The sequence below is a fragment of the Pseudomonas sp. FW305-70 genome (genome assembly GCF_058783925.1).
Genome location: NZ_JBYSYZ010000006.1, coordinates 63259 through 84019, shown reverse-complemented (window position 1 = coordinate 84019; position 20761 = coordinate 63259). Strand labels below are relative to the sequence as shown.

Annotated in this window: 14 protein-coding genes; 6 read left to right on the top strand and 8 right to left on the bottom strand. The window is 61.0% G+C overall.

Annotation, left to right across the window (positions count from 1 at the left end):
- The first annotated feature begins 172 nt into the window (after nucleotides 1–172).
- Both AC3WN7_RS06920 and AC3WN7_RS06915 read left to right on the top strand, forming a co-directional pair.
- Nucleotides 173–2254, top strand: coding sequence for a putative bifunctional diguanylate cyclase/phosphodiesterase (locus AC3WN7_RS06920; protein ID WP_095967055.1), 2082 nt, complete (start codon nucleotides 173–175; stop codon nucleotides 2252–2254).
- 179 nt (nucleotides 2255–2433) lie between these two features.
- Nucleotides 2434–3180 (top strand): SDR family oxidoreductase, encoded by a 747-nt coding sequence (locus AC3WN7_RS06915; protein WP_095967056.1) that lies wholly within the window; start codon nucleotides 2434–2436, stop codon nucleotides 3178–3180.
- 149 nt (nucleotides 3181–3329) lie between these two features.
- On the opposite strand, the gene mapR is transcribed toward AC3WN7_RS06915, so the two are convergent.
- The 3 genes from mapR to AC3WN7_RS06900 form a co-directional block, all read right to left on the bottom strand.
- Nucleotides 3330–4739, bottom strand: coding sequence for a GntR family transcriptional regulator MpaR (mapR, locus tag AC3WN7_RS06910; RefSeq protein ID WP_102673569.1), 1410 nt, complete (start codon nucleotides 4737–4739; stop codon nucleotides 3330–3332).
- 135 nt (nucleotides 4740–4874) lie between these two features.
- Nucleotides 4875–6287 carry a cytochrome c oxidase accessory protein CcoG gene (gene ccoG, locus AC3WN7_RS06905; RefSeq protein ID WP_102673568.1) on the bottom strand — a complete coding sequence of 471 codons (1413 nt, stop codon included), beginning with the start codon at nucleotides 6285–6287 and terminating at the stop codon, nucleotides 4875–4877.
- A gap of 195 nt (nucleotides 6288–6482) precedes the next feature.
- The gene (locus tag AC3WN7_RS06900) at nucleotides 6483–6716 is read right to left on the bottom strand and encodes a DUF3203 family protein (protein ID WP_095967059.1); all 234 of its coding nucleotides are present in this window, start codon (nucleotides 6714–6716) and stop codon (nucleotides 6483–6485) included.
- 120 nt (nucleotides 6717–6836) lie between these two features.
- Between AC3WN7_RS06900 and AC3WN7_RS06895 the strand changes: the two genes are divergently transcribed.
- Nucleotides 6837–7337 (top strand): MgtC/SapB family protein, encoded by a 501-nt coding sequence (locus tag AC3WN7_RS06895; protein ID WP_095967060.1) that lies wholly within the window; start codon nucleotides 6837–6839, stop codon nucleotides 7335–7337.
- Here AC3WN7_RS06895 and AC3WN7_RS06890 read toward each other — a convergent pair.
- Both AC3WN7_RS06890 and AC3WN7_RS06885 read right to left on the bottom strand, forming a co-directional pair.
- Complete coding sequence (locus AC3WN7_RS06890) at nucleotides 7334–7579, bottom strand: hypothetical protein (protein ID WP_095967061.1); 246 nt, start codon at nucleotides 7577–7579, stop codon at nucleotides 7334–7336. The two genes, AC3WN7_RS06895 and AC3WN7_RS06890, sit on opposite strands and share 4 nt — an antisense overlap.
- Nucleotides 7580–7825: 246 nt before the next feature.
- The gene (locus tag AC3WN7_RS06885) at nucleotides 7826–7993 is read right to left on the bottom strand and encodes a hypothetical protein (RefSeq protein ID WP_172435747.1); all 168 of its coding nucleotides are present in this window, start codon (nucleotides 7991–7993) and stop codon (nucleotides 7826–7828) included.
- A gap of 203 nt (nucleotides 7994–8196) precedes the next feature.
- Here AC3WN7_RS06885 and AC3WN7_RS06880 point away from each other — a divergent pair, with 203 nt between their 5' ends.
- The 3 genes from AC3WN7_RS06880 to glgB are packed head-to-tail and all read left to right on the top strand — an operon-like array spanning nucleotide 8197 to nucleotide 15826.
- On the top strand, nucleotides 8197–10194 hold the full coding sequence (locus AC3WN7_RS06880; protein ID WP_102673567.1) for an alpha-1,4-glucan--maltose-1-phosphate maltosyltransferase: 1998 nt from the start codon (nucleotides 8197–8199) through the stop codon (nucleotides 10192–10194).
- A 56-nt stretch (nucleotides 10195–10250) separates the two neighbouring features.
- Complete coding sequence (gene treS, locus AC3WN7_RS06875; protein ID WP_102673566.1) at nucleotides 10251–13592, top strand: maltose alpha-D-glucosyltransferase; 3342 nt, start codon at nucleotides 10251–10253, stop codon at nucleotides 13590–13592.
- A gap of 2 nt (nucleotides 13593–13594) precedes the next feature.
- Complete coding sequence (gene glgB, locus AC3WN7_RS06870) at nucleotides 13595–15826, top strand: 1,4-alpha-glucan branching protein GlgB (protein WP_102673565.1); 2232 nt, start codon at nucleotides 13595–13597, stop codon at nucleotides 15824–15826.
- Nucleotides 15827–15947: 121 nt separating this feature from the next.
- On the opposite strand, the gene AC3WN7_RS06865 is transcribed toward glgB, so the two are convergent.
- The 3 genes from AC3WN7_RS06865 to AC3WN7_RS06855 all read right to left on the bottom strand — a co-directional run bounded on the left by AC3WN7_RS06865 (nucleotide 15948) and on the right by AC3WN7_RS06855 (nucleotide 20559).
- Nucleotides 15948–18485: an autotransporter family protein gene (locus AC3WN7_RS06865; protein WP_102673564.1), complete on the bottom strand. Its 2538-nt coding sequence runs from the start codon at nucleotides 18483–18485 to the stop codon at nucleotides 15948–15950.
- A gap of 272 nt (nucleotides 18486–18757) precedes the next feature.
- Nucleotides 18758–19558, bottom strand: coding sequence for an endonuclease/exonuclease/phosphatase family protein (locus tag AC3WN7_RS06860; RefSeq protein ID WP_095967066.1), 801 nt, complete (start codon nucleotides 19556–19558; stop codon nucleotides 18758–18760).
- 242 nt (nucleotides 19559–19800) lie between these two features.
- The gene (locus AC3WN7_RS06855; RefSeq protein WP_015095294.1) at nucleotides 19801–20559 is read right to left on the bottom strand and encodes a PIG-L deacetylase family protein; all 759 of its coding nucleotides are present in this window, start codon (nucleotides 20557–20559) and stop codon (nucleotides 19801–19803) included.
- Nucleotides 20560–20761: the final 202 nt, after the last annotated feature.

Genomic DNA, 20761 nt, shown 5'->3' with positions numbered 1-20761 from the left:
GGCGCCAGCAGCTTGATGCGAGTTAATGTAAAACCTTAAAACAAGCGTTTCATCGGACTGATGGCCCTTTGCTAATTTTGTGAGTGCGTTCTCATTCGGAATCAGTACAATCGCCGCATTTTCCCCCGGCGAGAATCAATACCATTAACGGGGGCATTCGCGAGAAGTCCCCATGCTCATCGGTAGCTATTCCCCCACCCTGGTTATCATTTCGCTCTGTGTCGCGATTCTCGCTTCCTATACCGCACTCGACCTGACCGGACGCATTGCCACTGCCAAAGGCCGCGCCGTGCATTTGTGGACCGCCGGCGGGGCCATTGCCATGGGCATCGGCATCTGGTCGATGCACTTTATCGGCATGCTCGCATTCAAGCTGCCGATCGATCTGGGCTATGACGGCGCAATCACCCTGTTGTCGCTGTTGATCGGCGTGCTCTCCAGTGGTTTCGCGCTGTGGCTGGTCAGCCAGCCAAAACTGCCGGCCTGGCAACTGGCCTTTGGCGCGCTGGTCATGGGCGCTGGCATCAGCGCGATGCACTACACCGGTATGGCGGCCATGCGCATGCAACCAGGCATCGACTATGACCCGACGCTGTTCGGCGCTTCGCTGATGATCGCTGTCGCTGCCTCGGGCGCGGCATTGTGGATCGCGTTCCATTTACGCCAACACACGCCTTATGTCCGCCTGATCCGCGGCGGTGCCGCCGTGATCATGGGCATCGCCATCGTCGGCATGCACTACACAGGGATGGCCGCTGCACGCTTTGCCGATGGCAGCTTTTGCGGGGCTGCGGTCGACGGCCTGAATGGTAAGGGTCTGGACAACCTGGTGCTGATCACCACGTTGGCGGTGCTGTGCATTGCCTTGCTGACCTCGATCCTCGATGCGCGCCTGGAGGCTCGCACTGCAAGCTTGGCCCAGTCGCTGACCGAAGCCAACCGTGAACTGACCCAACTGGCCCTGCACGACACCCTCACCGGGTTGCCGAACCGGACGTTGCTCGCCGACCGAATCGATCAGGCCATGTCGCGGGTTCGTGAACAGGGTGGTTGCTTTGCCCTGATGTTCATCGACCTGGACGGCTTCAAACCCGTCAACGATGCCTTCGGCCACCACATGGGCGACTTGCTGTTGCGCGAAGTGGCCCTGCGCCTGCGCGAAGACTTGCGCAGCCAGGACACCCTGGCGCGGATCGGCGGCGATGAGTTCGTGTTGCTGGTGCAATTGAGCGAACAGAACGATGCCTTGAACCTCGCGGCCCGCCAGGTCGGGTTGATCGCGCAGGCGTTCCGGGTTGCCGAACATGATTTGCACATTTCCGCCAGTGTCGGCATCGCGCTCTATCCGGGTAACGGGCAGTCCGCCCACGAATTGCTGATGAACGCCGACGCGGCGATGTACCACGCCAAGGGCGCGGGTAAAAACGGCTACAGCTTTTTCGACGCCTCGATGAACACCAACGCGCGCAAGCAACTGCAATTGCTGCAGGATTTGCGCAATGCCGTGGAGCATCAGGAATTCAGCCTGCATTACCAGCCCAAGTTCGATGCCGCCAATGGCCGGCCGGTGGGCGCCGAGGCCCTGTTGCGCTGGGAGCATCCGACGCAAGGCTTGCTGTTGCCGGACAAATTCATCGAACTGGCGGAAAAGACCGGGCTGATCATTCCGATCGGCGAGTGGGTGCTCAACGAAGCGTGCCGCCAGATGCGCGAGTGGTACGTGCTGGGCTACACCGATTGGCGCATCGCAGTGAACCTGTCGGCCATCCAGTTTTGCCATGCCGGGCTGGTCCAGAGCGTCGCCAAGGCATTGGCGACTCACCATCTGCCGGCCAATAGCCTGACCCTGGAAATCACTGAAACCACCGCCATGAGCGATGCCGACGCGAGCATGACGGTGCTCCAGGAACTCTCGGAAATGGGTGTCGACCTGTCCATCGACGATTTTGGCACCGGTTATTCGAGTTTGATGTATCTCAAGCGCCTGCCGGCCAACGAACTGAAGATCGACCGCGGTTTTGTCCGTGACCTGGAGCACGACAGCGATGACGCCGCGATCGTTTCGGCCATCGTGGCGCTCGGCCAGGCGCTGGGGTTGCGCATCGTTGCCGAGGGAGTGGAGACGGACTCGCAGCAGGACTTCCTGACGCAACTGGGCTGCGACTCGTTGCAGGGTTACCTGCTGGGGCATCCGCTGCCAGCCGCAGGTTTCATGATGGAAATCCATCGCTCGGAGCGATTGGCGCTGGCTTGATAGTCCGTGTCATCGTTCATCGCGGGCAAGCCACGCTCCCACAGAATATGCAAAACCTGTGGGAGCGTGGCTTGCCCGCGATGGCGTCTGTGCAAACGCCACCGAAGCCATGCAAAAACCATCAATGGCGGTTATTCTTGCCCCCGACCGCTTAAGCTTTGATTGGGGGGAAGGCTCGCATGGACAAAGTCATCGTCATCACCGGCGGCAGCCGCGGCATTGGTGCCGCCACCGCACTGTTGGCCGCCGCGCAGGGCTATCGGATCTGCATCAACTACCAGGTGGACGAAAAGGCTGCACTCGGCGTGCTGGAGCAAGTCCGCGCCCTCGGTGCGCAAGCCATTGCGGTACGGGCCGACGTCAGCATCGAAGACGAAGTCATCGCGCTGTTCCATCGGGTCGACAATGAACTGGGCCGGGTCACGGCGCTGGTGAACAACGCCGGCACCGTGGGGCAAAAGTCCCGGGTCGACGAAATGTCCGAGTTCCGCATTCTCAAGATCATGAAAACCAACGTCCTGGCGCCGATCCTCTGCGCCAAGCACGCGATCCTGCGCATGTCGCCCAAACACGGCGGGCAGGGCGGCAGTATCGTCAACGTGTCCTCGGTGGCCGCACGCTTGGGCGCGCCCAACGAATATGTCGACTACGCAGCGTCAAAGGGGGCGCTGGACACCTTCACCATCGGCCTGTCCAAGGAAGTGGCGGGAGAGGGGATCCGTGTCAACGCGGTGCGCCCGGGCTACATCTACACCGATTTTCATGCCTTGAGCGGCGATCCGGACCGGGTCAGCAAGCTGGAATCGGCGATCCCGATGGCACGGGGCGGGCGGCCGGATGAAGTGGCCGAGGCGATTGTCTGGTTGTTGTCGGACAAGGCTTCCTATGCGACGGGGACTTTCGTCGATCTTGGCGGTGGGCGTTGATCTGAGGTTCGCGTTGTCAGTGCTGGCCTCTTCGCGGGCAAGCCCGCTCCCACAGGGTTACCTGGTGTACGCAAAGTCTGTGAACACCCGAGATTCCTTGTGGGAGCGGGCTTGCCCGCGAAGGCATTTGACCGGGCGACGACTGTTTATCAGAACGACCGCACAATCCGCCCCAACGTCTCCATCGCCTTTTCCGCCGCCTCATCCCACGGGCTCCCATAGTTCAACCGAATACAATTCCTGAACCTTTGCGTCGGTGAAAAAATCGGCCCCGGCGCAATGCTGATTCCCTGCGCCAGCGCCATCTGAAACAACTTCAACGAATCCATCTGCTCCGGCAATTCCAGCCACAAAAAGTACCCGCCTGCCGGTTGGCTGACCCGGGTCTGCGCCGGGAAATAGCGGGCGATGGCGGCGAGCATGGCGGCTTGCTGGTCTTCCAGCGCATGACGCAATTTACGCAGGTGCCGGTCGTAGCCGCCGTGTTGCAGGTAATCGGCGATCGCCGCCTGGGCGGGCATCGACGCGCACAGCGAGGTCATGAGTTTCAGGCGTTCGATTTTCTGCGCGTAGCGCCCGGCGGCGACCCAGCCGATGCGGTAACCGGGGGCCAGGCTCTTGGCGAACGAGCCGCAATGCATCACCAGACCTTCGGTATCGAATGCCTTGGCCGGTTTCGGGGCTTGTTGACCGTAATACAGTTCGGCGTAGACATCGTCTTCGATCAGCGGCACCTGGTGGCGGCGCAGCAGTTCCACGAGCTGTTGTTTCTTGGCCTCGGGCACAGTCGCGCCCATGGGGTTCTGGAAGCTGGTCATGCACCAGCAGGCCTTGATCGGATGACGCTCCAGGGTTTGTTCGAGCACGCCGAGGTCGATGCCGTCGCGCGGGTGCACGGGGATTTCCACGGCTTTGAGTTTCAGCCGTTCGAGCACTTGCAGGCAGGCGTAGAACGCCGGGGCTTCGATGGCCACCAGGTCGCCAGGTTGCGTCACCGCTTGCAGGCACAGGTTGAGGGCTTCCAGGGCGCCGTTGGTGATCAGCAGTTCTTCCATGGGCAGCATCAGCCCGCCGACCATGTAGCGCAGGGCGATTTGCCGGCGCAGCTGCGGGTTGCCCGGCGACAGGTCGGTGACCACCATGCGCGGGTCCATCTCGCGGGTGGCGCTGGCCAGGGAGCGGGACAAGCGTTGCAGGGGGAACAGCGTCGGGCTGGGGAATGCCGAGCCGAAGGGCACGGTGTTCGGGTCCTTGATCGAGTCGAGTACCGAAAACACCAGCTCGCTGACGTCGACTTCCGTGGATTCGTTGACCTCATTGCTGATCACCGGCTCGGAAAACGGTCGCGGCGCATGGGCATTGACGAAATAGCCGGAGCGCGGACGGGCGCGGATCAGTCCACGACGTTCCAGCAGGTAGTAGGCCTGGAACACCGTCGACGGGCTGACGCCGTAGGTCTGGCTGGCGTAGCGCACTGACGGCACACGCTGGCCGGGACCCAGGACGCCGGTGCGGATCAGTTCTGCGATGTCGTCAGCGAATTTTTCGTAGCGTTTCATCGGTGTCCCGCAATGGAGTCGTTTCGATTAATTGTGGCGAGGGGGCTGCCTGTGGCGAGGGGGCAAGCTCCCTCGCCACAGTGGATTGCGTTGCCAAAACAAGACTGCACTTCACCAAGTCAACATCTTAAAGGCTCAGCGATTCATTGGCGCAACAAACCGGCTCTTCGCCACGCTGTAGACGCCAGGCTCATCGCTGTCGATCACTTCGAAGCCGATGCTCTGCGAACTGCTGGCCGGGCGTTCCGTGAGCATCACCACCGACACCGGCACGTCGACAATCTCGCCCGGCGCCAGGCTCAGTACGGTCTTGCCCTGCAACTCGAAATCATCGGCATCGACCAGACTCAATTGATAGTCCTGACGCTGCTGGGTCTTGTTGATCACCTTCAGGCTGTAGATGTTTTCGATCTGCCCCCGGCTGTTTTCGCGAAACAGGCCCCGGTCCTTGCTGACGTCGAGCGAGACCATCGGCCGTTCCATCAATGCCACCACCAGGGCGGCGATCATCACCAGCAATACGGCGGTGTAGCCGATCAGGCGCGGACGCAGCAGGTGCGTCTTGCCACCTTGCAACTGATGTTCGGAGGTATAGCTGATCAGTCCCCGGGCGTAGCCCATTTTGTCCATGATCGAATCGCAGGCGTCGATGCACGCGGCGCAACCGATGCATTCCATCTGCAAGCCATCGCGGATGTCGATGCCGGTCGGGCAGACCTGTACGCAGAGCTGGCAATCGATGCAATCGCCCAGACCGGCCTCGGCGGGTTTGACCTCGCGTTTGCGCGGGCCACGGTTTTCGCCACGGGCCACGTCGTAGGAAATGGTCAGGGTGTCTTTATCAAACATCACGCTCTGGAAACGCGCGTAAGGGCACATGTGCATGCACACCGCTTCACGCAACCAGCCGGCATTGATGTAGGTGGCACCGGTGAAAAACAGCACCCAGAACAGGCTGACGCCGCTCATTTGCAAGGTCAGCAGCTCTTCGGCCAGTGGTCGGATCGGAGTGAAGTAGCCGACGAAGGTCAGGCCGGTCAGCAGGCTGATGGCCAGCCACAAGGTGTGTTTGGCTGAGCGGCGCATCAGTTTGTTGAGCCCCCACGGCGCGGCTTGCAGCTTGATCCGTTGGTTGCGCTCGCCCTCGGTGACTTTCTCGCACCACATGAAGATCCAGGTCCACGAACTTTGTGGGCAGGTGTAGCCGCACCAGACCCGGCCGGCAAACACGGTGATCGCGAACAGGCCGAACGCGGCGATGATCAACAGCGCCGACAGCAGGATGAAGTCCTGCGGCCAGAAAGTCGCGCCGAAGATATGGAATTTACTTTCGGAAAGATCCCAGAGCACTGCCTGTCGGCCGCCCCAGTTCAACCACACGGTGCCGAAAAACAGCAAAAACAGAAAACCCGCGCCGCTGATGCGCAGGTTGCGGAACAGCCCGGTGAAGCTGCGGGTGTGGATCAGGTTGTCACTGGTTTTGGCCTTCGTCCCTGGACGCGAAGGCTCGAATGTTTCTACGGTTCGGACGGGGATTCTTTCGCTCATGGTCTTTCGCTCATCAGCCTCCATCAGGCATGAGCACTATGAGCGGCGATCTGTTTGCATAACAGACTCAGGTATTGCATTAAAAAGCGGATCAGATGGCCATGACCGCCCGGCCTGCGACAACTTGAAGCACCTGTCGCACAAAGGTGCAAACGCTTGGGCAAAACAGTTGCGGCGGGTGTTGATCAACGTCAGTCAAATCACCGAATCACTGTCGCTGGCTTTCAGGTGCCGACGTCCATCCACCGCGCCTGCGACGGTCAAGGCGTCGGCTTCCGCTTCGGTGATGTAGATCCGCTGGCCTTCGATGTCCACTGCCGACATGGCTTTGCTTCCATCGGTGACGATGGTCACGTCAGGACACAGACGAATTTGTTCGCCATTTTCGGTGGTGAAAAAGCAGGTCTGGTTCTCAATGCGCACGGTCATGGCGGAATCCATTTTCAGGGGTATCTAAAGTTTCAGGCCGCAATCGCCGGTCATCGTTCTGTGCAACCGATTAATGGTCGCTGCGGTCCACTCTCCATGGCTCCTCACAAGGACAACACCATGAACGCCTGGTGGCACGAAGTCTGGGTGACCCTGCAAGCCGAGTTCGCCGACATTACCGATGCCTCGCAATTGACGCGGATGACCGTGCGTCTGTTGATGGCCGCCTTGCTGGGCGGGATTCTCGGGTTCGAGCGCGAGCACCAGGGCAAGGCCGCTGGCGTGCGCACCCACATGCTGGTGGCGATGGGGGCGGCGCTGTTCGTGCTGGTGCCGCAAATGTCCGGTTCACAGGCCGATGCCATGAGTCGGGTCGTGCAGGGCGTGATTGCCGGGATCGGCTTTCTCGGGGCCGGCACCATCCTGAAAAACCGCGAAGGCGACGAAAGCGACGTCAAGGGCCTGACCACCGCCGCCGGCCTGTGGATGACCGCCGCCATCGGCGTCGCCACCGGGCTGGGCCGGGAGGCGACGGCAGTGCTCAGCACGCTGTTGGCGCTGGGGGTGTTCAGTGTGATGCCGAGGATCGTGAAGCTGATTGACAAGGATCATCAACCCTAGGCGCTGTCAGGGATTAACCCTGTCTGCGCAGTTGCTTCACAGCCTGAGTCCGGCTCGTTGCTCTTCGTTTCCGAGAGTTCGTGCTGGCTGTAGTCCATATCACCGTGCAGCAAATGTTTCTCCAGTTCCCTGATGATTGAGCTTTTGGTTGATTGTTCAGAGGGATTGCGCTCGGCTTCGAAGCAAAGAAATTCGTAGTTGAATATTTTCAAGGGATGGCCAGCCGTCGGTAGGTCGTTCACGGTGTAGCGCGTGGTGCTGTGCGCTAGCTTTGTTTGTGAATTCGCTGACGCTGGAAAAAAACGTTTTCATGGCTAACCACACTCAAGGCTGAAGAAGTGATGGCTATATAAGGCGCGGGGTGCAAGTTTCGTAAAGTGTCGGACGGGCAGAATGGGCGCTTTAGGATCGGTACTACAGGTACTTGGGAAGCGTCATTCATTTTTGATGATCGTTCCTGGTGTCGAGGCAGGAACGATCAACTGTCTTCATTCAGGATTCACAATCACCGGCGGCATCGTCGCTGGTGGTTCTTCCCTTGGCGGCGGGGTTGTGCCGGGTGGGTCCTGTTCGGGCACCGGTTGTGGTTCGCTCGGCGGTATCACCGGGTTGTCGATGTTTGGATCGGGGGTTTCTGCCGGGAATGGATTGGTCATGGTTCAAGCCTCCGGTGGCACGTGGCGTGAGTCGTGCTTAAGTAGGTGGACTGCTGTGCGAACGATTTGATTCCGCAAATTGCTGATGAACTTTTCCCGGCAGCCATCGCTCGGAACCTAAGTGAGTAGGTCCCGGGGCGGATGGCCCGTTGGGGTAGCGACCAGACACAAGCGCGTCCATGGGGCGTAAGGAGAGAGGCTCGATGACGGCTGAAAAACCGACTGAGTTGAGCTACAACCCGCACATGCCGCTGTCGCAGGCGCTGTTGCTGCCGCGCATTGTCATAGAAAACATCATGCCGACCCTTGACGGCGGGCAGTTCGCGGTCAAGGCGGTGGTGGGGCAGGATGTGGTGGTCACCGCCAAGGTCTTTGCCGACGGGCATGACAAGCTAGCGGTTCGCGTGCGCTGGCGGGCCGAGGACGAGGATGTCTGGCAAAGCGCTGTCATGCACGATCTGGGCAACAACGGCTGGCAGGGGCAGTTCCGGGTGAACAGTCAGGGCCGTTATCTTTACTGTATCGAAGCCTGGATCGATCAGTTCGCCAGTTTTTGCTACGAACTGGAAAAGAAGCATGTGGCAGCGGTGCCCGTCAGCCTCGAATTGCAGGAAGGGCGGATCCAGGTGCAGCAAGCCGCCGAGCGCAGTGAGGGGCAGCTCAGTGAGCAATTGGCGGCATTGCACCATGAACTGGCAGGACTGCTCGAAACCGAGCAGGTCGCACTGTTTTTGCACCAACGTAGCGCCGATCTCATGGCCCGCGTCGATCATCGTGCTTACCTCAGCCTGAGCCCGGAGTACCCGGTGGATGTGGAGCGCGAGCTGGCGCAATTCGCCAGTTGGTATGAGTTGTTTCCGCGTTCGATCACCGACAGCCCGGAACGCCACGGTACTTTCAACGACGTGCATTCGCGGCTGGCGATGATCCACGACATGGGCTTCGATGTGCTGTATTTCCCGCCGATCCACCCGATCGGGCGCAGTTACCGCAAGGGCCCGAACAACTCGCTGACGGCAGGCCCCGATGATCCGGGCAGTCCCTATGCGATCGGTAGCGAGGAGGGCGGCCACGAGGCGATTCACAAGCAGTTGGGGACTCGCGAAGACTTCCGGCGACTGGTCTCGGCCGCTGCGGCGCACGGCCTGGAAATCGCCCTCGACTTCGCCATCCAGTGCTCCCAGGACCACCCATGGCTCAAGCAGCACCCCGGCTGGTTCAACTGGCGGCCTGACGGCACGATCAAGTACGCGGAGAACCCGCCGAAGAAATACCAGGACATCGTCAACGTCGACTTCTATGCCCCCGAGGCGATTCCGAGCCTGTGGGTGGAGCTGCGCGACATCGTGGTGGGTTGGGTCGAGGAGGGCGTGAAGATCTTTCGCGTCGATAACCCGCACACCAAGCCGTTGCCGTTCTGGCAATGGCTGATCGCCGATGTACGGGCGCTGTACCCCGAAGTGATCTTCCTGGCCGAGGCCTTTACTACTCCGGCGATGATGGCGCGCCTGGGCAAGGTCGGTTATTCCCAGAGCTATACCTATTTCACCTGGCGCAACACCAAGGCCGAACTGGCGACCTACTTCACCGAACTCAATGAATCGCCGTGGCGCGAGTGTTACCGGCCGAATTTTTTCGTCAATACACCGGACATCAACCCGGCGTTTCTGCATGACTCCGGACGTCCCGGGTTCCTCATCCGCGCCGTGCTGGCGACCATGGGGTCAGGCCTGTGGGGCATGTACTCGGGTTTCGAGTTGTGCGAGTCGGCACCGGTACCGGGCAAGGAGGAGTATCTGGACTCCGAGAAGTACGAGATCCGCCCCAGGGACTTCAACGCGCCGGGCAACATCATTGCCGAGATTGCCCAGCTCAACCGCATCCGTCGGCAGAACCCGGCGCTGCACTCGCATCTGGGCCTGAAGGTCTACAACGCCTGGAACGACAACATCCTGTACTTCGGCAAACGCAGCGCCGATGGAGGCAATTTCATCCTGGTGGCGGTCAGCCTCGATCCGCACAACGTGCAGGAGGCGAATTTCGAGTTGCCGCTGTGGGAAATGGGGCTGCCCGACGACGCCAGCACCCAGGGCGAAGACCTGATGAATGGTCATCGCTGGACCTGGCATGGCAAGCATCAGTTCATGCGGATCGACCCGGCGTACCAGCCGTTCGGGATTTGGAGAATTACCGCCTCTTGAGAACACCACAGGGGATTCTCAGCCTGTGGCCAAGATGAATTCACCAGGAGTTTCACATGGCGAAGAAACCCAAGGCAGCCACGTTCATCAAGGACCCGCTCTGGTACAAGGATGCGGTGATCTATCAAGTACACGTCAAATCGTATTTCGACTCCAACAACGACGGGATCGGCGACTTTCCCGGGCTTATCGCCAAGCTCGACTACATCGCCGACCTGGGCGTCAACACCATCTGGCTCTTGCCCTTCTACCCCTCGCCACGGCGCGACGACGGTTATGACATCGCCGAGTACCGCGGCGTGCACAGTGACTACGGGACCATGGCCGATGCCAGGCGTTTCATTGCCGAGGCACACAAACGCGGCCTGCGGGTGATCACCGAACTGGTCATCAACCACACCTCCGACCAGCACCCGTGGTTCCAGCGCGCACGCAAGGCCAAACCCGGATCGGCGGCGCGGGACTTCTACGTGTGGTCCGACGACGATCAGAAATACGACGGCACCCGCATCATCTTTCTCGATACAGAGAAGTCCAACTGGACCTGGGACCCGGTCGCCGGCCAATACTTCTGGCACCGTTTCTATTCCCACCAGCCGGACCTGAATTTCGATAACCCGCAAGTCATGAAAGCGGTGCTATCGGTGATGCGTTACTGGCTCGACATGGGCATCGACGGCTTGCGCCTGGATGCGATTCCCTACCTGATCGAGCGCGACGGCACCAACAACGAAAACCTGCCGGAAACTCACGACGTCCTGAAACAGATCCGCGCCGAAATCGATGCCAATTACCCCGACCGCATGCTGCTGGCGGAGGCCAATCAGTGGCCGGAGGACACCCAGCTGTACTTCGGCGACACCGACAAAAAAGGCCTGAACGGCGACGAATGCCACATGGCCTTTCACTTCCCGTTGATGCCGCGCATGTACATGGCGCTGGCCCAGGAAGATCGCTTCCCGATCACCGACATTCTGCGCCAGACTCCGGATATCCCCGCCAACTGCCAATGGGCGATCTTCCTGCGCAACCACGATGAACTGACCCTGGAGATGGTCACCGACAAGGAACGCGATTACCTGTGGAATTACTACGCCGCCGACCGCCGGGCGCGGATCAACCTGGGGATTCGCCGGCGCCTGGCGCCGCTGGTGGAGCGTGATCGACGCCGGGTCGAACTGCTTAACAGCCTGTTGCTGTCGATGCCCGGCACGCCGACCCTGTATTACGGCGACGAGATCGGCATGGGCGACAATATCTACCTCGGCGACCGCGATGGCGTGCGCACGCCGATGCAATGGTCCATCGACCGCAACGGCGGTTTCTCCCGCGCCGACCCGGCCAGCCTGGTGCTGCCACCGATCATGGACCCGCAATACGGCTATCTGTCGGTCAACGTCGAAACCCAGGCTGGCGACCCGCATTCACTGTTGAACTGGACCCGGCGCATGCTCGCCGTGCGCAAGCAATCCAAGGCCTTCGGGCGCGGTACATTGAAGATGCTGTCGCCGAGCAACCGGCGGATTCTGGCCTACACCCGTGAATACACCGGGGCGGACGGCAGACACGAAATCATCCTGTGCGTGGCCAACGTGTCGCGCAGTGCCCAGGCCGCCGAACTCGATTTGTCGGCCTACGTCGGCATGGTGCCGGTGGAGATGCTCGGGGGTAACGCGTTCCCGCCCATCGGCCAGCTGAATTTCCTCCTGACCCTCGCGCCCTACGGCTTTTACTGGTTCGGCCTCGCCGCGGAAAACCAGATGCCCAGCTGGCATGTGGAACCCGCACAAAGTCTGCCGGACTTCACCACGCTGGTGCTGAAAAAACGCATGGAGGAACTGCTCGAAGCGCCGTCACGCCACACCCTTGAGCAAAGCATCCTGCCCAGCTGGTTGCAGAATCGTCGCTGGTTCGCCGGTAAGGACGCCGCCATCGAGCAGGTCGATCTGGCCTACGGTGTGCGCTTCGGCGATGCGCAGCATCCGGTGCTGTTCAGTGAGATCAATGTCACCAGCGGTGGCCAGAGCAGTCGCTATCAGTTGCCGTTCGGCTTTATCTCCGAGGATCAGGTCGGTACGCCGTTGCCGCAGCAGCTGGCGCTGTCGCGGGTACGGCGCGGACGCCAGGTCGGCCTGATCACCGATGCCTTCAGCCTGGAGTCCTTCGTGCATGCCGTATTGCAAGGGATTCAGGCTGGCACCGTATTGGCCTGCAGCGATGGCGACATTCGCTTCGAGGCCACCGCCGAACTGGAAAAACTCGGCCTCAACGCGGAGTCGCCGGTGCGCTACCTGTCGGCGGAACAGTCCAACAGCTCGGTGGTGATCGGCAACAGCATGGTGCTCAAGCTGATCCGCAAGGTCGCCAGCGGCGTGCATCCCGAGCTTGAGATGAGCGCCTGTCTGACCGCAGCCGGGTTCAGCAATATCTCGCCACTGCTGGGGGCCGTGGTGCGCCGGGACGGGGCGGGTACAGACAACCTGCTGATGATCGCCCAGGGCTACCTGAACAATCAGGGCGATGCCTGGGAATGGACGCAAAACAACCTCGAACGGGCGCTGCGCGATGAACTGGCCGACGCCATGTCCGAGCAGGAGCAACACTACAACGCGCTCGTCGAACTGAAAGATTTCGCCGGTATGCTGGGCCGGCGTCTGGGGGAAATGCATCAGGTGCTGGCAGCGCCCAATGCCAACCCGGACTTCTTGCCGCAGGTCACCACGCAAAAGGACGCGCTGGCCTCTACCAGGGATGTCGCAACGCAAATCGAGCACGCGCTGAATTTGCTCAAGCAGCATCAAAATCAACTGAGCCCGGCGGACCAGACCCTGGTCAGCCGTTTACTGGACAACAAAAAAGCCATCCTCGGACATGTGCAAACGTTGGGCAAAAAGACTGCAGGCGGTTTGCGCATTCGTGTGCACGGCGACCTGCATCTGGGCCAGGTGCTGGTGATCAAGGGCGATGCGTACTTGATCGACTTCGAGGGGGAACCGGCGCGGCCCTTGCATGAACGTCGGGGCAAACACAGCCCGTACAAGGATGTCAGTGGCGTGCTGCGTTCCTTCGACTATGCGGCGGCCATGGCGATCAACGTGCACAGCGTCGATAACACGGCGGGAGCCGATGCCGCGCGTGTGCGGGTCACCGGTCGCTATTTGAGTGAAGCGCGAACAGCATTTGTCGACGCCTATCGGCTGGCGGCAGCTAGTCTTGCCCATGCATGGCAAGATCCCGAAGGCGAGGACGCTGCGCTGGCGTTGTTCGGTCTGGAGAAGGCGGCGTATGAAGTGGCCTATGAGGCGGAAAATCGCCCCACCTGGTTGCCCGTGCCGTTGCACGGTTTATATGGATTATTGAGTGGGCTTAAACCCTTTTCCGATCTTGGTGGAGAGTAGTCATGAGTGTCTCGAACAAGGAACAGGGTCATCACAAAGAAGCGCTGCTGCCCGGCGCACGGGATATCGATGCCTTGGTGCGCGCCGAGCATATCGATCCCTTCGCCATACTTGGCCCCCACGGTGATGGTGCCGGTGGACAGTTCATCCGCGCCTATCTGCCAGGGGCCCTGAGTGTAGAAGTTCTGGCCAGGGACTCGGGCGAAGCGCTTGGGAGTCTTCAAGCCACAGAGACGCCGGGGTTGTTTGCCGGGCATTTCGACCGCGCACAAGCGTATCTGCTGCGCACCCGTTGGGCCGGTGGCGAGCAGACGGCCGAAGACCCTTACAGCTTCGGCCCCTTGCTGGGCGACATGGACTTGTACCTGTTTGCCGAAGGCAATCACCGCGACCTCAGCGCGTGCCTCGGTGCCCAGCTCAAGACGGTGGACGGCGTCGACGGTGTGCGTTTCGCGGTGTGGGCACCCAATGCCCGGCGGGTGTCGGTGGTCGGTGATTTCAACGTCTGGGACGGGCGCCGCCATCCGATGCGCCTGCGGCATCCAACCGGGGTCTGGGAGTTGTTCATCCCGCGCCTGCAAGCAGGGGACGCCTACAAGTACGAAATTCTCGGTGCCCACGGCATCCTGCCGCTGAAGGCCGACCCGATGGCGCTGGCCACCAGCCTGCCGCCGGACACCGCCTCGAAAGTCGCCTCGCCGCTGAAAATCGACTGGCAGGACCAGGACTGGATGCTGTCCCGTGGCGACCATCAGCGGGTGACGGCGCCCTTGTCGATCTACGAATTGCACGCCGGTTCGTGGCAATGCGAACTGGACGATCTGGGTGAAGTGGCCCGCCAGTACACCTGGCCGGAACTGACCGAGCGACTGATTCCCTATGTCAAAGACCTGGGTTTCACCCACATCGAACTGATGCCGATCATGGAACACCCGTTCGGCGGTTCGTGGGGTTATCAGTTGCTGTCGCAATTCGCGCCGAGTGCGCGTTATGGCACGCCGGACCAGTTCGCCGCGTTCGTCAATGCCTGCCACCAGGCCGGCATCGGGGTGATTCTCGACTGGGTGCCGGCGCATTTCCCCACCGATACCCACGGCCTGGCCCAGTTCGACGGCACAGCCCTGTACGAGTACGGCAACCCGCAGGAAGGCTTCCACCAGGACTGGGACACGCTGATCTACAACCTGGGGCGCACCGAAGTGCACGGCTACATGCTGGCGTCGGCGCTGCACTGGCTCAAGCATTTCCACGTCGATGGCCTGCGCGTCGATGCCGTGGCCTCGATGCTGTACCGCGATTACTCGCGCAAGGCTGGCGAGTGGGTGCCGAACCGCCACGGCGGGCGCGAGAACCTGGAAGCCATCGACTTCCTGCGCCACCTCAACGATGTGGTCGCCCTGGAAGCACCCGGTGCGCTGGTGATCGCCGAGGAATCCACCGCATGGCCAGGCGTCAGCCAGGGCACGCAACAGGGCGGCCTGGGCTTTGCCTACAAATGGAACATGGGCTGGATGCACGATTCGCTGCATTACATCCAGCAGGACCCGGTGTACCGCGCCCATCACCACAACGAGCTGAGTTTTGGCCTGGTGTACGCCTGGTCCGAACGTTTCATCCTGCCGATCTCCCACGACGAAGTGGTACACGGCAAACACTCGCTGATCGACAAAATGCCTGGCGACCGCTGGCAGAAATTCGCCAACCTGCGGGCCTACCTGAGTTTCATGTGGGCGCATCCGGGCAAGAAACTGCTGTTCATGGGCTGCGAGTTCGGCCAATGGCGCGAGTGGAACCACGATCAGCAACTGGACTGGTACTTGCTGCAGTACTCCGAACACAAAGGCGTACAGAAACTGGTCGGCGACCTCAATCGCCTGTACCGCGAAGAACCGGCGCTGCATGAGCAGGACGATGTGCCGCAGGGTTTCCAGTGGCTGATCGGCGATGACGCGATCAACAGCGTTTATGCGTGGCTACGCTGGAGCAAGGACGGCCGGCCTGTGCTGGTGGTGGCCAACTTCACACCGGTACCGCGCGAGGCGTATCGCGTCGGGGTGCCGTTTGCCGGGCAGTGGAATGAGGTGCTTAACAGCGACTCGTCCATCTATGCCGGTTCCAACTACGGTAATAGCGGAGGCGCGGTTGCAGAGGAAACGCCGAGCCATGGGCAGGCGTTGTCGTTGGTGTTGAATTTGCCGCCGTTGGCGGTGTTGATGTTGCGGCCGCAGATATAACGTATTTGCAGGTGCCTCCCTGAGTTTGTCTTGTATGATTTATAGGGAGGTACCTCGCTGAGCTTTTTGGACTTTGGTGGTGTCTTGGCGAACTCCCTCTGGATCGAGCGGTTTCAACTCCTCACCACTTCACCCGAACCCCCACGTTACCGAATGTCCCCCGTTGTTGGTTGCTGTCGATATTGCTGGTGTAGTCGACACCGGCATACACACTGACGGAAGCCGCAACGCTCAGCACCATCCCGATTCCGAGGTCGGCGGACGAGGCTCGTTGCTGGGTTTCGACCTGATCGACATGGTCAAAGGTGACCGTGTCGGTACCGGTGAAGGTGTGCCAGATATTGGCCCGCAGATAGGGTTCCAGCGGCCGGCCACTGACTTCGTAGCGACCCTTGAGGCGTGCGCCGACGCGGCCGGTCCAGGCACTGTCGGAATCGAACGAGACATGGGAGATGCCGTCGTCCTGGCTGTCGAGTTTGACCTTCTGGTAAACCGCCTGGGCCTGGGGTTCGACCACCCAGTTGCCTGCCACGGTGATCGGGTATCCGACCTCTGCTGATAACGTCGTTACGTGGCCATCATTGTCGATCTTCAGGCCACTTTCGGAACGGTTGTCGCCATTGAGCCAGGTGTGCATGGCCACGGCATCGAAATAGGCGCCGGCGGGATCGGTGAGGGTCCAGTAGGCGCCAAGGCTGTCGCCTTTCAGCTCGACGTTGCCGGAGCGCTTGCCTTCGAAGCCCTGATTGAAACCATCGACATCCCCTTGCAGGCGACTGTGGCCGATGAAGAAACCGCTGCGCTGGGTTTGCCCACCCGCCAGTTGTGAGCTGAACAGGTCATTGCCGACCTGGAAGCCATTGAGCGAGCCATCCAGCCTTGGTGTGACGGTGCCAGCCCAGGTCTGATCGAGGTTCTTGCCGTAGACCCGTCCCCAACCTGCGCTCAAGGCGCCGGTTTCGGTCAGCAGACGCTGATCGCCCTGACGGTCATGAAAGGTACCCAGTGCTGTCAGGGTCAATTGTGCTGCAGCCGGCGGCACCACCGACCAGGCAGGCACCGCCTCGCGATACAGGGGGATAGGTTCTGCGCCGGGTACGGCGGCCGGTAACACAAGAGCTTTGAGCGTCACGACGCCTTCAGATCCTTGTACCCCGGTTGCCACGACCACGGGCGCGGCGACCGGCACTGCCACGATGGGCTCCAGCGTCGGCGGTAAAGCGGGATCAGGATTGGCGACGGCAACCACGGGCGGCGCCACCACCGAGGAGCGCAAATACCAACTGTTTTCGCTGCCCGGTGTGATACCGCCTTTGAACAGGCGGTAATCGAAAGCGCCAACCGATACCGGGGCTTTGAGGGCGAACGCGGTGTTGTCGCTGACCGCCGTGCCATTGGCCTGAACCAACTGGATGCCGTTTTGCTGGGTAAGCCCCCCCGCGCCGCCAAGGTTGGTGACGCTGATCAGGGTGCTGCCGGTCAGCGTTCCGTTGTTGACCACCAGCTTGTCGCTGGGGGAGCTGTCATCGCCCACTGCGCTTTGCAAGAGCAACTGGCCGCCGTTACCCAGGTAATTGCCTTCAACGGTCAGGGTGTCGTTGGTACGCGAGTTACCGCTGGCAAGGTCGATCACCCCGCTGTTGTTCAAGGTGGCGAGCCGGCCCGCGGTCGAAGATGAGATGCTGCCCCGGATTGACGTAAGCATACTGCTGCCGTCGATGTTGAACACGCCGGTGCCCGTGGTGCTGTCCCCCAATTGAAGATTGCCATCGAGATCCAGTCGCGAGCTCTTGACCAGATTGAGGGTTTCCCAATTGATATACCGGGCAGCGCCCGATGAGATGGTGTGATCGAAGGTCAGCAAGTCATTGCCACTACCGCCATTGAGACTCGGGGTCAGGGCGAGGGTGCTTTCGGTCAGATTGCTCAAAGTGGCGCGGTCGTTGCCTGCCTCCATCAGGACTTGCGAGCGGATGATCCCGCCGCCGTCCCACACCAGCGTGTCATCGCCGTTGCCGGCGCGAATCTCGCCGGCGATTTCTCCGCCGGTGACGGTGATGTTGTCGTTGCCGTTGCTGACACTGATGTTGCCGCCGATACGCCCCCCGGAAACGATGATGGTATCGGTGCCTAAACCCGTCACCAGATTGCCGAGGATCTGCCCACCGGACATATCGAAGATATTGTTATCGAGTTTCATGTCGACCCGGCCGATGGTACCGCCGGTCATCCTGGCCACGTCGCCATCTTCGAAGGCCTTGACGATGGTGCCGCCGATCATCAGGAAGGTATCGCGGCCGTCCCCTTGGGCCAGGGACTCAATGATTCCGCCGGACATGATGAAGTCATCGATGCCGCTGCCCTGGCTGATCGTTCCGATCACAGTGCCCGAGGCGATGTTCACAGCGTCGGCGCCGGCACCGAAGGTCACGTTGCCGTTGATCCTGCCGGTGCCATTGGCGGGGAAGGTCAGGGTGTTATTGCCCGACAAGTCGGTCAACGGCGCGCTGGTGCCGCTGTCGCAGACGAAGTTGTCGTCGCCGGCGGTAGGGGTAAGTGTGCAGGCTGCATAGGCGGGTTGGGGCCAGTTCGCACATAACCAGATCGAGAACAGGCAGGCGCCATAACGGTACTTGGACAGATCTGTCGAAAACTCCATGTTGCCTCCGCGATGGGATCAACTTCCGTTCCTTTGGCCGTCATCGATGGCCAGGAACCAGACGTGCTGGGCAGCGCGAGTTGCAAGACAACATCGGGAGCAACCATGACCCGCAAGTACCTTCGGCAACCAAGGCGCTACGTGTGTGTCGCAAGCCCTTGCGGATTTCCGTCAGGGCGGCAACAACGTAGCAGGCACCGCTACAACGTGGCTACTGTCAGAAATAACAGGTGGGGATGACCTTTCGTCACTTCGAACCGAACGGCCGCGATTCAAAGATGCACTTCCACCGCCAGCGGCAAATGGTCGGAAAGGTGGGTCCACGGCTTGTTCCCGAGTATCTGCGGCTCATGGCTGCTGGCATTGCGCAGGTAGACGCGATCCAGGCGCAGCAAGGGGAACCGCGCAGGGTAGGTTTTGGCCGGGCGGCCATGGTGGCGCTCGAAGGCTTCGTGCAGGTAGTCGCGGCGGGCAAGGGCGGCATTGCCTTGCATCTGCCAGTCGTTGAAGTCGCCGGCAATGATCACCGGCGCATCATCCGGCAGGGACTCGAGGAGCAGGCAGAGCAACTGCAATTGCAGCTGACGATGGCTTTCCAGCAGGCTGAGGTGCACGCAGATGGCATGCACTTCGCTGTGCCCCGGCACGTCCAGCACGCAGTGCAGCAAGCCGCGGCGTTCCGGGCCGGTAATGGAGACATCCAGGTTTCGGTATTCGCGGATCGGGTATTTCGACAGCAGGGCATTGCCATGGTGACCGTCGGGATAGACGGCATTGCGCCCATAGGCGAAGTCGCTCCACATGCTGTCGGCAAGGAACTCATATTGCGAGGTCTGTGGCCAATCGTTGTAGCGGGAGGAGTGGCGGTCGTGCTCGCCGACCACTTCCTGCAGAAACACCAGGTCTGCCGATGTACTGCGCACGGCTTCACGCAGCTCGGGGAGGATGAAGCGCCGGTTGAGCGCGGTAAATCCCTTGTGGGTGTTGACCGTCAGCACGCGCAGTCGGTGGATGTCCGGGGGAGTACTCAACGGCACCGGTTCAGCTGATTGGCGCTTGGAATGACTGGCCACGTTCGCTCCTGGGGTTGGGGACTGCCTATGCATGCGACTGATGCATGGACGGGCAGTTCAGTTTGCCTTTAACGCCAAGGCGCCAGATCTGACACTCTGAGGCGTAACATCGGCGACCAATGCCCCCTGTAGGAGCGAGCTTGCTCGCGATAAACCGGAGAACACCGCGGGGCGCCTGCCAACCAGCGTTATCGTTGACGACCATCGCGAGCATGCTCGCTCCTACAGAAAGCGCAGTGGGCTTAGACGAAGACGATTTCATAAGGCAAACGAATGCGCTCCAGCAGCGTGCGCGGCAGCGACGGCGCAAGGCCGATGGCGGGTTCACCGTCGAGTTGGCTGGCGTAGGCGTGGGTGGCGTGGCTCTTGCGGGCGACGGTCCAGGCATCGAGGCGCACCTTGCGCGCACGGTGCCAGGGGATCAGCTCCCGGTCCCGCGCCGGCCAGTGCCAGGCCCGGAACGGCACGTCGTTGTAGGTGGCTCCCACACTGGCCGCCGCCCTGGCACTGGCGCGGCCGACGGTGTCGTGGTCGACGTTGCCGTCTTCGCACCAGGTGCTGAACACCACATCACCCGGGCGCAGGTAGCGCCTGATGAACTGGGTGATCCGTTCTTCGTGTTCCACCAGGGCGTTGTCGGTAAACCCGCCACGGATCCACTTCAGGCTGTGCATCGGCAAACCGAGTCGGCGGATGGCTTCCACGCTTTCCTGGGGACGAAACACACTGAGGCGTTTTTCCGACCACTGTCGAGAACCGGGATGGCTGGCGCTGCCGTCGGAGATCGAGATCAATTGCAGCGGGTGGCCCAGGTTGCTGAGCAACTGCAGCAGGCCGCCGCAGGTCACGACTTCATCGCCGGGGTGCGGGGCAATGAGCACTGCGCGTGCACCGGCTGGCACCAGGGTTTGGGTGTTGATGACCGCAATGCTGTCCAGTTGCGGGGCACTGTTCCAGATCTGGGAGGGCAGGCTGGCTTCGCTGAGGGAAACGGATTTCATGGGTATACGTCCTTGTGCTGCTTCGCCTTCAGTCGTGCGCGAGACAAGCCCGGCCGACCCGTGAGGGCTGGTGGATAGCGAGGTGCGACAACCCCAACCCTGGATTGCCGCGAATCGAGTATTGCTCATGCAACGCTATTCGTCGCGTCGCGAACCCGACCAAAATGATTTTTCCGCTCTGCGGCAGTCGCGTGCTGAATGC